The sequence below is a fragment of the Facivitalis istanbulensis genome (assembly GCF_040560405.1).
In the GTDB taxonomy this organism is placed as follows: Bacteria; Pseudomonadota; Alphaproteobacteria; order Sphingomonadales; family Sphingomonadaceae; genus Sphingomonas; species Sphingomonas istanbulensis.
This window is the reverse complement of the sequence record NZ_JAVSCQ010000015.1, coordinates 42,381-57,485: the sequence shown is the minus strand read 5'-3', so window position 1 is coordinate 57,485 and position 15,105 is coordinate 42,381. Positions and strand designations below refer to the sequence as shown.

The window sequence follows — 15,105 nt, the reverse complement described above, 5'->3', positions numbered from 1 at the left end:
CCTAGCACCATGCGTCCGCGCCGCCAAATGCCGCGCTGGCCGGGGATCGAGTCCTGGATCGAGGCGGAACGGCATCAACTGCCCCTGTGGTGCCCGGTGCTGTTCGGAGTTGGGATCGTGCTGTGGTTCGTCCTGCCCGATCCACGCGCATGGATGACCGCGCTGTGTCTGATGGCGGCGGCGATGCTTGGCGGGTGGACGCTGGCGGATGGCGGGCGAGCGGCGCGCATCGTCGTGCTGGGCGCTCTGGCGATGATGCTGGGGCTCGGCGTTGCCTGGCTTCGGGCCGAGTCGGTCGCATCGCCGGTGCTGACCCGACCCGCTATCGCGACGATGGACACCGAGGTCGAAGCGATGGACCGGCTTGTCGCGCGCGGGCTGGTGCGGTTGACGCTTCGCCCGGTTCGCGCCGTGGATGGGCGGAACAGGTTCGTCGCCTTGCCGCCACGCATCCGCGTTTCGCTCAAGCAGGAGGACGCGCCGGACGGTATCGGCACGCGCGCGATCGTTCGGCTGCGCGCCCGCCTGATGCCGCCGCCGGGGCCGGTGGCGCCGGGCGGGCATGATTTTGCGCGCGCCGCCTGGTTCCAGGGCATCGGTGCGACCGGGCGGGGCTTCGCGCCGATTCTCATGCTGCGCGCGGGCAGCCGGCAAGAGGGGCTGCGACAGAGATTATCGCGACGGATCACCGATCGCCTGCCCGGCAGTGCGGGAGGAGTCGCCGCCGCGCTGGCGACAGGCGATGTCGGTGCGATCGCCGACAGCGATGCGGAGGCGATGCGGCGTGCCGGGCTGGCGCATCTGCTGTCGGTCAGCGGCCTGCACATCACCGCGGTGGTCGGAATGGTGATGATGCTGACGATCCGGCTGTTGGCGCTGTGGCCGTGGCTCGCACTGCGCACGCGATTGCCGCTGGTCGGCGCGCTGGCCGGTGCAGCGGCGGCGATCGGCTATACCCTGCTGACCGGGGCGGAGGTGCCGACCATCCGGTCCTGCGTCGCCGCGATGCTCGTCCTGACGGCGTTGGCGCTGGGGCGCGACGCCATGACGCTGAGGCTGGTGGCGGCGGGCGCGCTGATCGTCCTGTTGTTTCGCCCCGAAGCACTGATGGGGGCGAGCTTCCAGCTGTCCTTCGCCGCGATCACCGCGATCGTGGCGCTGCACGAGCATCCGACGATCCGGCGATGGTTCGGGCCGCATCCCGACTGGCGCTGGTCCGCGGTTCGGCAACTGGGCAGCTTGCTGCTGACCGGGCTGGTGGTCGAGGCGGCGCTGATGCCGATCGCGATCTTTCATTTCCACAAGGCCGGCTTGTATGGCGCATTCGCCAATATCGTCGCCGTCCCCTGGACGACCTTCGTCGCGATGCCGTTGGAGATGGTCGCGCTCCTGCTCGACCCGCTCGGATGGGGCGGGCCGTTCTGGTGGTTGCTGGAACGGTCGCTGGCCTTGCTATTGGCGCTGGCGCGGGGCGTGGCGGCGACGCCCGGATCGGTGCTGGCACTGCCGGTCGCATGGGGCTGGTCTTTTGCAGCGGCGATGGCCGGCGGTCTGTGGGTGGCCTTGTGGCACACGGGCTGGCGCTGGCTGGGCATGCCGCCGCTGCTGGGCGGGTTTGTCGCGATGATCGCGGCGCCGCTGCCCGACCTGATCGTCACGGGCGACGGGCGTCATGTCGCGATACGCACCGACCGGGGACTGGCGCTCCTACGCGATCGCGCCGGGGATTATATGAAAGGCAGCCTTGGCGAGATCGGCGGTACCAGTGCGCCGCCACTGGCGCTGATCGATCAGGTCGAGGCGCGATGCAGTGCCGATCTGTGCGTCACGCGGCTGGCGAGAGGCGATCGCGCATGGCGCATCATGGCGACACGCAGTGGATATGCGGTGCCATGGGCCGGTTTGATCGCATTATGCGACCGGATGGACATCGTCATCGCCGATCGCCGCCTGCCCCGGGCCTGCCGTCCTCGCTGGCTGAAGCTCGATGCTTCAGCGTTGCAGCGCACCGGTGGCGTGTCGGTGTATCTGGCGCGCGAGGCCATCGAAACGGTGAGAATGGCGGGGGACCAGCATCCCTGGACGCTCGGCGCGCGGCGATAGGCAGGTTTCTGATGAACGGAACCGGGATCATTCCCATCGGACCCGATGGGGCGAGAAACAGCGCAGTTCAGGCGCCCGGCCTTCCGATGACATCCGATGCCGGCCAATGTCCAAACAGCGATCGGAGGACCGCTCCTGACCGATCCATCACCGGACATCCGCAAACAGGTGCCGGGATCTTATCCATCGGAGGCGACGTCCTTGCGCCGCCCCCGGCCATGTCGATCAATCGTAACGGCGCAGGATGCCCGACAGCTTTCCCTGCACGCGCACCTGTGCGGGGGCGTAGCGTTGCGGATCATAGGAGCGGTTCGCCGGGTCGAGCCGGATCATCGAGCCCTCGCGCCGGAAATATTTGAGCGTCGCCTCCGCGTCATCGATCAGCGCCACGACGATCTGCCCGTCGCGCGCCACATCGGTGCGGCGGATCAGCGCATAGTCGCCGTCGAGAATGCCCGCCTCGACCATCGAGTCGCCCGACACCTCCAGCGCATAATGTTCGCCCGATCCCAGAAGGGCCGCTGGCACCGCGAGCGTCGAACTGCCCTCGAAGGCTTCGATCGGCATGCCGGCGGCGATGCGGCCGTGCAGCGGGATCTCCACCACATCATTCGCCGCCTGGGGCGTGATCCGGGCCGCTGCTTCGGTCGAGTCCACATTGCTCGCCGCCACCGGCTTTTCGGGGCGGTCGGGCATGCGCAGCACTTCCAGCGCGCGGGCGCGGTTGGGCAGGCGACGGATGAAACGACGTTCCTCCAGCGCGGAGATCAGGCGATGGACACCCGACTTGGACTTGAGGTCGAGCGCTTCCTTCATCTCCTCGAAAGAGGGCGATACGCCGGTTTCTTTCAGCCGGTCATTGATGAAGCAGACAAGCTCATGCTGCTTTGCGGTAAGCATCGCGATCCTCCGTCCGGAACAGACGTGGAACTTATAAGGAACGCATGGGCTTGCGTCAAGCGAGCATCAGGATTTCCGCCGAGTCGCCGATCCGGGCGGGCGGTGCACCGGGCTCGCGGATCAGCAGGCAGGTCGATCGCGCCAGCGTCAGCAGCATCGAGCTGTCCTGAATGGCCGCGGCGTGAACGCGTCCGTCGATCATCGCAGCGCGCAGATAATCGATGCGCGGGCCGTTGGCAGGCACATCCTCGCCCAGGATCGCGGGGATCGGCACGGGGAGGGGCTCCGCCGCGCCCGCCAGATGCGCGATCAGCGGCTTGACGAACAACAGCGTGGTCACGAACGCCGAGATCGGGTTGCCGGGCAGGCCAAGCACCATCATCGACCCCAGTCGTCCGGCCATCATCGGCTTGCCGGGACGTAGCGCGATCCGCCAGAAATCGATGCTGCCGCCGGCCGCCTTCAGCGCGGGCTGGACCAGATCATGGTCGCCCACCGAAGCGCCGCCTGTCGTCACCAGAAGGTCGGCGTCCACCCGCGCAAAGGCGTCGCGCAGGCGATCCAGATCGTCGGGGAGGATGCCCAGATCGATGATGTCGACCGGCATGTCGGCCAGCATGGCCGCGAGCATCGCACCGTTCGATTCGGGCAGTGCGGCGGGGTCATTCGATCCCGGGGCGACCAGTTCGTCTCCGGTCGCGGCGATCGCGACCCGCACGCGTGGGCGGACGGGCAGGGTGCCATGGCCGCCGGTCGCCGCCACCGCGATCCGCGCGGGCGTCAGCCGCTGCCCCGCGGCGATCAGCCGGTCGCCCTGGACAAAATCCAGACCCTTGCGCCGGACATTGCGCCCGCGATGCGCGGGGCCTTCGCCCGTCAGAGTCATCCGGGCACCGTCGCGCGCCGCTTCTTCCTGCACCAGCACCGTGTCGGCGCCCGACGGCATCGCAGCGCCGGTGAAGATGCGCGTCGCCTGCCCCGCCGCGATCCGCTCGGGGAACGGGCGGCCCGCCGCGCTTTCGCCGATCACGGTCCATGGCCCCGGCATATCCTCGAACCGGATCGCATAGCCGTCCATCGCGGACAGGTCGCTCGCCGGCTGGGTCCGTCGTGCGGGGATATCGGCGGCGGCCCAGTGTCCCGCCGCATCGCGCAAGGGGAGTTCGATGGCAGGGCGGTCGGTCGCCAGTGCGAGCAGGCGGCGCTGGGCTTCGGGAACGGGGATGAGCATGACGCGCGCTCCTTTTTGGCGGCAGGGATGGTCCGGCATCGGCTCAGGCACCCCGATCAGGCGTGCCAATCACCCGACTTGCCACCGGTCTTGGATAACAGACGAATATCACCAATCATCATGCGTTTATCGAGCGCTTTGGCCATGTCATAGACGGTCAGCAGCGTGGCCGACACGGCGGTCAGCGCCTCCATCTCGACGCCGGTCTGTCCCGTGATGGCGGCCGTCGCGGTGGCAGTGATGCCATTCTCGTCCAGCGCCAGATCGATCTCCACCTTGCTGAGCGGCAAGGGGTGGCACAGCGGGATCAGGTCGCTGGTCTTCTTGGCGGCCATGATGCCGGCCACCCGCGCGACCGCCAGCACATCGCCCTTCTGCACGCTGCCAGCGGCGATCGCGGCGGCGGCCTCGCGCGACATGGTGATCCGCCCCTGCGCGACCGCCTGCCGGACCGTCATTGCCTTGCTGCCGACATCGACCATGCGCGCGGAGCCATCCTCGTCCAGATGGGTGAGACCACTCATCCGATCAGGGCGCGGGTCGCCGCCTCGACATCCTGCTGGCGCATCAGCGCTTCGCCGATCAGGAAGCAGCGAATGCCATGCTCGGCCATCGTGTCCAGGTCGGCACGGCTGGTCAGCCCGCTTTCGGCGACGAAGGTGCAGCCCTCTGGCGCGCGACCGACCAGTTCATAGGTGCGTTGGAAATCGACCGAGAAGTCGCGCAGATCGCGATTGTTGACGCCGATCAGCCGCGACTGGAGCCGGGCGGCCCGGTCCATCTCGGTCGCGTCGTGCACCTCGACCAGGGCGTCCATGCCGCATTCGATGGCCGCCGCCTCGATCTCCTGCATCTGCATATCGTCCAGGGCGGCGACGATGATGAGGATCGCGTCGGCCCCCAACGCACGCGCTTCGAGCACCTGCCACGGATCGACCACGAAATCCTTGCGCAGCACCGGGATCGACACGGCGGCGCGCGCCTGTTCCAGATAGGCGTCGGCCCCCTGGAACCAGCGCTCGTCGGTCAGCACCGAGAGACAGGCGGCGCCCCCGGCCTCATAGGCGCGGGCATGGGCGGGCGGATCGAAATCCTCGCGAATCAGACCCTTGGACGGGCTGGCCTTCTTCACCTCGGCGATCAGAGCGTGGCCGGTCCTGGCATCCAGCGCGGCGCGGAAGCCGCGCGGGCTGGTGGCGGCGGCGATCCGCGCATCCAGATCGGCATGGGACATGGTGGCCTTGCGCGCGGCGACATCGGCGCGCTTGGTTTCCAGGATGCGGTCGAGCATCGTCGTCATCGGTAAGCTATCCATCGGTCGAGAAGCGCGGCGGCCTCGCCGCTGTCGATCGCGCGGGCGGCGGCGACGGCCCCTTGGGTCAGGTCGGTGCTATGCCCGGCCACGAGCAGCGCGGCCGCCGCGTTGAGGAGAACGGCGTCGCGATAGGCGCCGGGCGCCCCGGCGAGCAGGTGGCGCAGCGCATCGGCATTGTGCCGGGCATCACCGCCGCGAATGGCGGTGACGGGATAGCGGGGCAGCCCGGCATCCTCGGGGGAAATGATGGCGGGCGCGACGACCTGTCCGACCGACACGGCGATGCTGGGGCCGGCACCCGACAGTTCGTCCAGCCCTTCCTCGCCCGACACGACCAGTGCGGCGGTCGCGCCGAGCTGGTCCAGCGCCTCGGCATAGACGGCGGCGTAATCGGGGCGGGCGATGCCGATCAGCTGCCGTCCGACATGCGCGGGATTGGCGAGCGGCCCCATGAGGTTGAAGATGGTCCGCCGCCCGATCCTGCGCCGGATCGGCGTGATGCGGGCCATGGCCGGATGGTGGTTGGCGGCGAAGAGGAAGGCGATGCCGATATCGCTCAGGCTGGCCTGCGCCATTTGCCCGGCGCGGTCCATGTCGAGGCCCAGCATTTCGAGTGTGTCGGCCGCTCCCGCCTTGGACGAGGCGGCGCGATTGCCGTGCTTGGCCACCGGCACGCCCAGCGCGGCGACCACCAGCGACACGGCGGTCGAGACGTTCAGCGTGTGATGGCCGTCGCCGCCGGTACCGCAGACGTCGATCGTGCCGGAGGGCGCTTCGATGGGGATCAATCGCTGGCGCATGGCGCGCGCGGCCTCGGCGATCTCGATCGAGGTCTCGCCCCGTTCGGTCAGGCCGATCAGGAAAGCGGCGATCGCCTCGTCATCGGCGCGCCCGTCCAGAATATCGCCGAACGCCGCCGCCGCGCTTTCACGCGACAAGGGGCTGGCGGGATCGGGCAGCAATGCGAGGGTGGTCACGCGGCGTTGCCGATCGGTGGCGGACGGAGCCGTTCGGGCAGTTCATGCGCCACCCCCGCCTCCCGCAGGAAATTCGCCAGCATCGCATGGCCATATTCGGTGGCGATGCTTTCGGGATGGAACTGCACCCCGTGGATTGGCAGCGTGGCATGGCGAAAGCCCATCACCGTACCGTCCTCCGCCCGCGCGTTGACGACCAGTGTATCGGGCACGTCGTTGACGATCAGCGAATGATAGCGTGTCGCGGTGAAGGGCGAGGGCAGGCCGCGGAACAGCCCGCTATCGTCGTGCAGCACCGGTGAGGTCTTGCCATGCATCAGCCCGCCGCGCTGGACGCGACCGCCGAAATGCTGGCCGATCGCCTGATGGCCCAGGCACACGCCCAGCAGGGGCCTGCCCGCCTCGGCGGCGGCGGCGACCAGGTCCAGGCTGACGCCCGCCTCGTTCGGCGTACAGGGGCCGGGGGAAATCAGGAAAGCCTGCGCGCCCGACGAAAGCGCTTGCCCCGCCGAGATCGCATCGTTGCGGACGACCTCCACCTCGCTGCCCAATTCCTGAAGATAATGGACGAGATTCCAGGTGAAGCTGTCGTAATTGTCGACGACCAGGATCATCCCCCCGCCATAGACGATCGTGCGGGCGGTGCAATGTCTGGCGTGTCCGATCGGCCGATTGCCGGATTGCCCGATTGCCCGGTGGGCACCGCCGAAGGATGTGGTATGGCACCGGCAACCGCAAATCTGCCCGCATGGGCGCTTGGGGGGATCGTTCAGCGTGGAGCCATGCGCCGTGGCTGACGTTGGAAGTACAAAGGAGTCCTGTCGCCATGGTTCGTGCCGTTCTGATTGCCGCCCTGCTGCTCGCGCCGGGGGCCGCGTTCGCCCAGCAATCGGCGCAGGATCCCCAGGCCGCCACCGGCCAGCCGCCCAAGCGGGTGCGCAACGTGACGCTGACGGGCGATCAGAAATGCCCGGAAAGCACCGCCGAAGAAGTGGTGGTCTGCGGCCGCGATGACGAACCCTATCGTATTCCCAAGACCCTGCGGAACGACAAGCCGATCCCTGCGCAGAACCAGAGCTGGGTCAATCGCGCCGCGACAATGGATCAGGTCGGGCGCGTGGCGGGGGGCATTCCCGATACCTGTTCGCCGGTCGGTGCCGGAGGCCAGAGCGGGTGCAGCATGACCTGGAACCGCCAGTTCGCGGAAGACCGTCGCGCGCGCCGCGCGGAAGCGACGCCGCCCGCCGCCGATGGTGAGTGACGGGACGGATCACGTCATCCGCACCGTTCCATGATGGCATGAGGTGGCCCCGGCATGACACCGGGGCCTCTCCTGGATTCGAGAACGGGACGACCGATCGTCATCGCCCTGCGCGCGCTTACTGGCCGTAATCCCCTTCGCCTGCCCGGGCCACGGCCTCGCGGGCGGCGGCGAGCATCGCACCCGCCTTGGCCTCGCATTCGCGCTGTTCATAGGCCGGGTCGCTGTCGGCGACGATACCCGCGCCTGCCTGGACATGGATGGTGCCGTCCTTGACCACGGCGGTGCGCAGCACGATGCACGAGTCCATCGATCCGTCGGGCGAAAAATAGCCGACGCCGCCCGCATAGGCACCCCGGCGCTCCGGCTCCAGGTCGGCGATGATCTGGCAGGCGCGAACCTTGGGAGCGCCGCTGACCGTGCCGGCCGGGAAGCCCGCGAACAGCGCGTCGAGAGCATCCTTGCCCTCGTCCAGGCGGCCGACGACGTTGGACACGATGTGCATCACATGGCTGTAGAATTCGACCGTGTAGCTGTCGGTCACGCGCACGCTGCCCGCCGTCGCGGCACGGCCGACATCGTTGCGGCCCAGGTCCAGCAGCATCAGGTGCTCGGCGCGTTCCTTGGGATCTGCCAGCAGGCTGTCGCGATTCGCCGCGTCCTCCGCGCTGGTCCGGCCGCGCGGCCGCGTCCCCGCGATCGGCCGGATCGTCACCTCGCCATCGCGCGCCCGGACCAGGATTTCCGGGCTCGACCCGATCAGCGAGAAGCCGGGCAGGTCGAGATGGTAGAGGAAGGGCGAGGGGTTGATCCGCCGCAGGCTGCGATACAGTTCGAACGGGGGGAGTGCGAACGGCGCGGAGAAACGTTGCGCCAGGACCACCTGAAAAATGTCACCCGCGACGATATAGTCCTTCGCGCGCGCCACCATCGCGCCATAGCGCCCGGCGGGCAGGGCGGGCGTGTAGGCGGGTTCGGGAAGGTCCGCCCGAACTGGCGGCGGCAAAGGCGTGGAGGCGAGCCGCGCGGCGACGGCATCGAGCCGCTCCTCCGCCTCGACGACGGCCTGCGCCGCGTCCCGCCGCGCATCGGGCCAGACCGGAGCAACGAGATACAGCGCATCGGCCAGGCGATCGAACACCAGGATCACGGTCGGCCGCACGAAGATCATGTCGGGAAGGCCGAGCGGATCGGCCGCGGGCTGGGGCAATTGCTCGACCAGCCCGATCGTCTCATAGCCGAAATAGCCGACCAGACACGCGAGCGCGGGGGGCAGTCCCTCCGGCACGTCGGCGCGGCATTCCGCGACCAGCGCGCGTAACGCCTCCAGCGTGGGCGCGGGGCAGGGGTCGAATGCCTCGCGGTCGCTGTCCCAATGGCGGTTGATCGCCGTCTGATGCCCCTGGGCGCGGAACACCAGATCGGGCGCGATGCCGATCAGGCTGTAGCGCCCGCGCGTCGCACCGCCCTCGACCGATTCGAGCAGGAAGTCACCCCGGCCCGGCTCGATCAGCTTGAGCGCGGCCGCCACCGGAGTTTCGGTGTCGGCGATCTGGCGGCGCCAGATCAGCGCGGGGCGCCCGCGGGTCAGATGATCGACCGCGTCGCCAGTGTGAGCCCGCTCAGTTATCGGAACCACTCCCGGCGAGCAGCTCGGAGCGCAGCTTCGCGATCGCCTTGGGATCGGTCTTCACGCCGACCGTGTCGCGCACGGCATGGGCGAATTGCGAGACATATTCGCGGCCGATCAGGCGGCCTATGTCGCCGCGCGCCGCCTGGATCGCGGCGGTGTTGCCGGTGGCATTGCCCGGTTCGATCCGCACGTTGCGGATGATGTACCAGCCTTTGTTCGCGGGAGCTTCCAGCGTCCGGGCCTTGCCCTGCGGCATCGAGAAGAGCAGGGCGAGCGGTGCGGCGGCCGGTGTGTTCTGTGCAGCGGCGAGGTCGCGACGCGAGGCGACGATCGGGCGGACCGGCGGCACGGGCAGGCCCGTTTCCTTCAGCGCCTGCGCCATCGGCATCCCCTTGTTCATCTTGGCGAGGACCGCATTGGCGAGCTTTCGCGCGGCGGTGCGGGCGCGATCGGCGTTGAGGTCGGCCAGGACCTGGTTGCGGACCTGGGCCAGCGCGCGCGGGGCCGAACGCTGGATCTGGCCGACGCCGACGACGGCGAAGCCGCCATCCTGCCCGATCGGCACGATCTGCGGCGCATCGCCTTCCTCGGCGGTGAAGGCAGCCGTGATCATCGCGCGCTGTTCGGTCGAGGGCTGGAAGGTCGGGGCATCGGGGGCCTGACCCTGGGCGGTGACCGCCGGGGTCGTCTGCGCCTGAAGCTTCCGGTCGGCGATCACCTCGTCAAAGGTCGCATTGCGCGACAGGGAATCCTCGATCGCGTTGCGCAACTCGCCCAGTGCGGCGGCCTGCTTCTCCTTGGTCAGTTCGGCGACGATCTCGGCCCGCGCCTGGGCCAGCGTCTTGCCGGGTACCTGGGTGATCGCATCGACCTTCGCCACGACAAAGCCCAGCGTGCCGCGCACCGGGCCGACGACCGCGCCCTGTGCTGCGCCGAAGACGGCGTCGGCGACGGCGGCCGAACTCTGCGCGGCATAGGTCGCCTTGTCGACGCCTTTCTGGGCCGATGCCTCAAGGCCGGCGGCGCGCGCGGCCTCGTTCAGGCTGGCGCCGCCCTTGGCCCGCGCGGCGAGGGCGGTCGCGCCCGCCTGATCGGCGATGATGACCTGGGTCACGTCGCGCTTCTGTGCGGCGGCGTAGCGCGCCTGGTTCTTCTGATAATAAGCGGCGATCTCCGCCTCGCTGGGCACCGCCTTGGCGGCGATCGCGGCGGGCATCACCAGCGCGTAGCGGACGATGCGGCGCTCCGGCAGCGTATAGCGTTGCACGTTGCGGGTGTAGAAGGTCTGGATATCGGCATCGCTCGGCGCGGGACCTGCGGCGGCCAGGCGGGTCGGGATGTAGCCCACCTCGCCATTGCGCTTTTCGAGCAGCAGCGAGGCATAGGGCAGCGCCATCTGCATCGCGAGCTGCGTCGCGCCGATGGTCGGAACCGTCAGTTGCTGCGCATAGAGCGTCCGTTCCAGATCGGTGCGCACCTGCGCGTCGGTCATCTTCCGCTGCGCCAGAAGCTGATGATAGAGCGCGGGATCGAACTGGCCGTTCGGACCGCGAAAGGCGGGGATCGAGGCGATCTGCCCATCGATCAGGCGGCGCGAGACCACCATGCCCTGATCCTTGCCGAACTGTTCGAGCGCCAGCCCGGTAACTTCGCGCTGCAACACGCCTTCGAACCCACCCGCACCGATGAACTGCGCCATGTCGACACCGGGCTGTTCCTGGCGATAGGCTGCCACTTCGTTCTGCGCGGCGGTGCGCAGGTCGTTGACGGTGATCTTGGCCCCGCCGACCTTCGCCACGTTGGAGCCGCTCAGGCCGCCGCCAAGCCCGGCGATGTTGGACACGTCACCCGCCGCAAAGGCGATCGCAATGATCCCCAGGACGATGAAGGCCACGACGACGCCGGCCTTGGAATTGATGATCCGGCGGAAGAAGCTGAGCATGGACGACCGATCGGCAAGGGATAAATAGGCCCTGTGCTTTAGGGGGCAGTCGCGTCGGCATCAAGCTTGTGCGATGCGTGCGATCCGCTATCGATGTTGAACGCGTATAACAGTCGACTCATGGAGGCCACGATATGGCACGGCGCAAATTGGTCGCGGGCAACTGGAAGATGAACGGTTCGCGCGCGGCGCTGGCGGAGCTGGATGCGATCGCGGCGGCGGCGAAAAGCGCAAAGGGGGTCGATGTCGCGATGGCGGTGCCCTTCACCCTGATCGCGCCGGCGGCGGAACGGGTGCCGGGTCTGGCGATCGGCGCGGAGGATGTGCACGACCGCGATTCGGGCGCGCATACCGGTTGCGTTTCGGCGGGCATGGTCAAGGAAGCGGGGGCGTCCTTCACCATCGTCGGCCATAGCGAGCGGCGCGCGGACCAGGGTGAGACCAGCCAGGATGCCTGGGCCAAGGCGGCGGCGGCGCATCGGAGCGGATTGCACGTGATCCTGTGCTGCGGAGAGACCGAGGCGGAGCGTAATGCGGGGCGCGCCGAACGCGTGGTGCAGGCGCAGATCGAGAAATCGGTGCCCGACAATGCGGACGGCAGCTGGTTCACCCTGGCCTATGAACCGCGCTGGGCGATCGGCACCGGCCGCACCCCGACCGTGGAGGATATCGCCAGCATCCATGCCATCGCGCGCGCCAAGCTGCGGATGCTGATCGGCGATGCCGCAGACGAAGTGCGCATCCTCTATGGCGGGTCGGTCACCGGCGAGAATGCTGCGACGTTGCTGGCGGTCGAGAATGTCGACGGCGCGCTGGTCGGCGGGGCCAGCCTGACGGCCGAAAAGTTCGTGCCGATCATCGAGGCGGCGGCGCGCCTCTAAGCGAGACTGGATAGAGGCCGCATGAAAGGGTGTCGGGTATTAGCCCCGACACCCCCGTCCGCGCCCAGCTTGAGCCTCGGCCTCAGGCGTCCGCGTACCGTGCCTTCAGCATCCGATAGGCCGCGCGCAGTGCATAGGCATCGCCGCCCTTGGGGCGTCCCGGCTTGGCCGATGGCCGCCAGGCGAACACGTCGAGATGCACCCAGGCGGTGTTCCGGGGTATGAAGCGGCGCAGGAACAGCGCCGCCGTGATCGCGCCCGCAAAGCCGCCATCGGGGGCATTGACCATGTCGGCAATGTCGGATTTGAGCATCTCGTCATAGCCGTCCCAGAGCGGCAGACGCCACATGGGATCGTCTTCCACGACGCCCGCCGCCAGCAGATCCGCCGCCAGCCCTTCGTCATCGGTGAACAGCGGCGGCAGATCGGGGCCGAGCGCCACGCGCGCCGCGCCGGTCAGCGTGGCGAAATCGAGGATCAGCTCGGGATGCTCCTCGACCGCCCGGGTCAGCGCGTCGCCCAGGATCAACCGGCCCTCGGCGTCGGTATTCGTGTTCTCGACCGTCAGGCCCTTGCGAGTGCGCAGCACGTCGCCGGGGCGGAAGGCCGCGCCCGACACGGCATTCTCGACCGCCGGGATCACAAGATGGAGCCGTACAGGCAACCTAGCCGCCATTACCAGCCCGGCCAGCGCCAGGGCATGCGCCGCGCCACCCATGTCCTTCTTCATCAGACGCATGCCCGCCGACGGTTTGATGTCCAGCCCGCCGGTGTCGAAGCACACGCCCTTGCCGACAATGGCGATGCGCGGATGCGCGGGGTCGCCCCAGTGCAGTTCGATCAGCCGGGGACCGCGCTCGCGGACCGCTGCCTGTCCGACGGCATGGATCATCGGATAGTCGCGCGCCAGCGTTTCGCCCGCCGTGACCGCCATGGCCGCGCCATGGGTGCGCGCCAGCGTCGCGGCCTCGGCTTCGAGCTCGGCTGGACCCAGATCGCCCGCGCCGGTGTTGACCAGATCGCGGACCAACGCCGTCGCGGCGGCGAGACGGACCATCTCGTCCCGATGTGCGACATCCCGCGTCAGCAGGACACGGGCCCCCGAATCCTCGCCCTTGCGATACCGGGTGAAGCGATATTGGCCGAGCAGCCAACCCAGCGCATTCGCCCCGACATCCACGCCGTCAAGCCGATAGACTCCCTCCGGCAGCAACTCGGCCAGCCTAGCCAGCGCCCAGGGCGACGCGGCATCGCTCGCGCCCGCCATGACGGAGATATCGTCATTGTGCGGAATCAGCAGATGTGTGTTCGGCTGGGCGGAAAAACGCTGCGCGGTGGCCAGCGCTCGCGTCGCGGCCGACTGCTGCGCCAGCCACGCCTCGAAATCGCCGGGCGCGAGCAAGGTGATCGTGCGGGCCGCCTGGCCACGATCGGGTTGAAGCAGGTTGGAAAAATCCATCATTCGACCGGGCTCACCAGAAATTGTTCGATCCGCCCGTTCGCGCCGGGCTCGGCATAGGTGCTGATCCGCAGCGAGCGGGTCGGATAGGTCACGCGGTAGGAGCGGTTGACGAAGCCACCGCGCAGCCGCGTCTTGCCCGCCTGCTCGATCCGGGTCGGCGCGCCGAGCGGCGACAGGCTGGTGCGGTAATCGGCGATGGTGGCGGGCGTGAAGTAGAAGGCCGCATCCTCGGTCAGCAGCGCGCGGTCGAGCTGGCCCGCCTGAAGCTGCGCATAGACCTGCCTGGCGCGGTCGAGCGCGGCGGCATCCTCCGCATTGGCCGGGGCTGGTGGCAGCACGATGGCGGCGACACCCTTGGCGATCCGCCCCTGTGCATCCGCGAACCAGGCATTGACCGCGACGACGATCGCCGCCTTGTCGTCGGGATAGACGATATTCTCGGTCAGGAAGCCGACCGCCTCGCCGCTATGCTCGACGACGCGGCGGCCGTTCTGCGTGCCGACACTGACGCCGAGCCCGTAATTGGTGCTGGTGCCGTCGGTCAGCTTGACCGGGCTTTCTTGCACCGCCCAGGCGGCGGCGGGCAGCAGGCGGCGATCCATGCGCACCACGTCCCATTTGGCGAGATCGCCCGGCGACATCGACAATTCGCCCGCAGCGTAGAGCCAGCCCGGCGCGGCCGGCGTCTCGACCCGGACCGGCCCCAGCGCGTGGCGCAAATAGCCTTGCGGGAAACCCGGCCCGACCGCCTTGTCCTGATCCAGCGCGCGGATGCCGAGCGGGCGGAAGATGCGGGCCTGCAGGAAGTCGAGCAGGCCTTGCCCCGAGACCTTCTCGACGATGAGCCCCGCGACGACATAGCCGGTGTTGGAATATTGCCATTGGGTGCCCGGCTGGAAATCCAGCGGCGCCTTGGCCCAGCGATCGACGATGCCCTGCGGCGTAGTCGGGGTCGCCATCGCCTTGAAGCTGTAATCCTGCGGCCAGTAATCGCGCAGGCCCGAGGTGTGGCTGAGCAACTGCCGGATGGTGATCTTGTCGCCATCGGTGATGCCGGGGATATATTTGCCGACCGTATCGTCGAGCGACAGCTTGCCCTCATCGGCGAGCAGCAGGATCGCGGCGGCGGTGAACTGCTTGGACACCGAGGCGATCTGATAGGGGAGTTTCGGGTCGGCGGGGCCGTTCTGTCCCTCATATTGCTTGCCGTAAGCCTTGGTCAGCACGATCTTCCCGCCGCGGACCACCGCGATCGAGGCGGAGGGGACGCCGGTGTCGGACAGCGTCTTGCCGACCAATATATCGATCTTCTGGATTTCCGCCGGGGTCAGGGCCTGGGCAAGGAGCGGGGCAGGGGCGATGAACGCAATCGCCGCCAGCAGGGTCGGGTATCTCATGAC

General features: G+C 68.5%; 13 protein-coding genes. 3 read left to right on the top strand and 10 right to left on the bottom strand.

Features of this window, described 5'->3' with window-relative positions:
• The first annotated feature begins 27 nt into the window (after positions 1 to 27).
• Positions 28 to 2,103, top strand: coding sequence for a ComEC/Rec2 family competence protein (locus tag RN629_RS10720; RefSeq protein ID WP_407035238.1), 2,076 nt, complete (start codon positions 28 to 30; stop codon positions 2,101 to 2,103).
• A gap of 225 nt (positions 2,104 to 2,328) precedes the next feature.
• On the opposite strand, the gene lexA is transcribed toward RN629_RS10720, so the two are convergent.
• From lexA to RN629_RS10690, 6 genes are read right to left on the bottom strand one after another with little or no spacing between them, the layout of a single operon-like run.
• Positions 2,329 to 3,003 carry a transcriptional repressor LexA gene (gene lexA, locus RN629_RS10715; RefSeq protein ID WP_407035237.1) on the bottom strand — a complete coding sequence of 225 codons (675 nt, stop codon included), beginning with the start codon at positions 3,001 to 3,003 and terminating at the stop codon, positions 2,329 to 2,331.
• 55 nt (positions 3,004 to 3,058) lie between these two features.
• Positions 3,059 to 4,234 carry a molybdopterin molybdotransferase MoeA gene (locus RN629_RS10710; protein ID WP_407035236.1) on the bottom strand — a complete coding sequence of 392 codons (1,176 nt, stop codon included), beginning with the start codon at positions 4,232 to 4,234 and terminating at the stop codon, positions 3,059 to 3,061.
• Positions 4,235 to 4,290: 56 nt separating this feature from the next.
• Positions 4,291 to 4,758, bottom strand: coding sequence for a cyclic pyranopterin monophosphate synthase MoaC (gene moaC, locus RN629_RS10705; RefSeq protein WP_407035235.1), 468 nt, complete (start codon positions 4,756 to 4,758; stop codon positions 4,291 to 4,293).
• Entirely contained in the window at positions 4,755 to 5,534 is a 780-nt protein-coding gene (gene trpC / locus RN629_RS10700) for an indole-3-glycerol phosphate synthase TrpC (protein WP_407035234.1), read from the bottom strand. Before trpC ends, moaC begins: the two co-directional genes overlap by 4 nt.
• Positions 5,531 to 6,526, bottom strand: a complete 996-nt coding sequence (gene trpD / locus RN629_RS10695) for an anthranilate phosphoribosyltransferase (protein ID WP_407035233.1) — start codon at positions 6,524 to 6,526, stop codon at positions 5,531 to 5,533. The genes trpC and trpD overlap by 4 nt, the downstream gene beginning before the upstream one ends.
• Entirely contained in the window at positions 6,523 to 7,140 is a 618-nt protein-coding gene (locus tag RN629_RS10690; protein ID WP_407035232.1) for an anthranilate synthase component II, read from the bottom strand. Before RN629_RS10690 ends, trpD begins: the two co-directional genes overlap by 4 nt.
• 212 nt (positions 7,141 to 7,352) lie before the next feature.
• Here RN629_RS10690 and RN629_RS10685 point away from each other — a divergent pair, with 212 nt between their 5' ends.
• Positions 7,353 to 7,787: a hypothetical protein gene (locus RN629_RS10685; RefSeq protein WP_407035231.1), complete on the top strand. Its 435-nt coding sequence runs from the start codon at positions 7,353 to 7,355 to the stop codon at positions 7,785 to 7,787.
• 118 nt (positions 7,788 to 7,905) lie between these two features.
• Here RN629_RS10685 and trpE read toward each other — a convergent pair whose 3' ends face one another.
• The gene (gene trpE, locus RN629_RS10680) at positions 7,906 to 9,426 is read right to left on the bottom strand and encodes an anthranilate synthase component I (RefSeq protein WP_407035230.1); all 1,521 of its coding nucleotides are present in this window, start codon (positions 9,424 to 9,426) and stop codon (positions 7,906 to 7,908) included.
• Positions 9,410 to 11,362, bottom strand: a complete 1,953-nt coding sequence (locus tag RN629_RS10675) for a peptidylprolyl isomerase (protein WP_407035229.1) — start codon at positions 11,360 to 11,362, stop codon at positions 9,410 to 9,412. The genes trpE and RN629_RS10675 overlap by 17 nt, the downstream gene beginning before the upstream one ends.
• Before the next feature lie 134 nt (positions 11,363 to 11,496).
• Here RN629_RS10675 and tpiA point away from each other — a divergent pair, with 134 nt between their 5' ends.
• Positions 11,497 to 12,243 (top strand): triose-phosphate isomerase, encoded by a 747-nt coding sequence (gene tpiA / locus RN629_RS10670; RefSeq protein ID WP_407035228.1) that lies wholly within the window; start codon positions 11,497 to 11,499, stop codon positions 12,241 to 12,243.
• Positions 12,244 to 12,325: 82 nt separating this feature from the next.
• Here tpiA and RN629_RS10665 read toward each other — a convergent pair whose 3' ends face one another.
• Together RN629_RS10665 and RN629_RS10660 are read right to left on the bottom strand one after the other, a co-directional pair.
• Entirely contained in the window at positions 12,326 to 13,705 is a 1,380-nt protein-coding gene (locus tag RN629_RS10665) for a leucyl aminopeptidase family protein (RefSeq protein ID WP_407035227.1), read from the bottom strand.
• Positions 13,702 to 15,102: a serine hydrolase domain-containing protein gene (locus RN629_RS10660; protein WP_407035226.1), complete on the bottom strand. Its 1,401-nt coding sequence runs from the start codon at positions 15,100 to 15,102 to the stop codon at positions 13,702 to 13,704. The genes RN629_RS10665 and RN629_RS10660 overlap by 4 nt, the downstream gene beginning before the upstream one ends.
• Between the last annotated feature and the right edge of the window lie 3 nt (positions 15,103 to 15,105).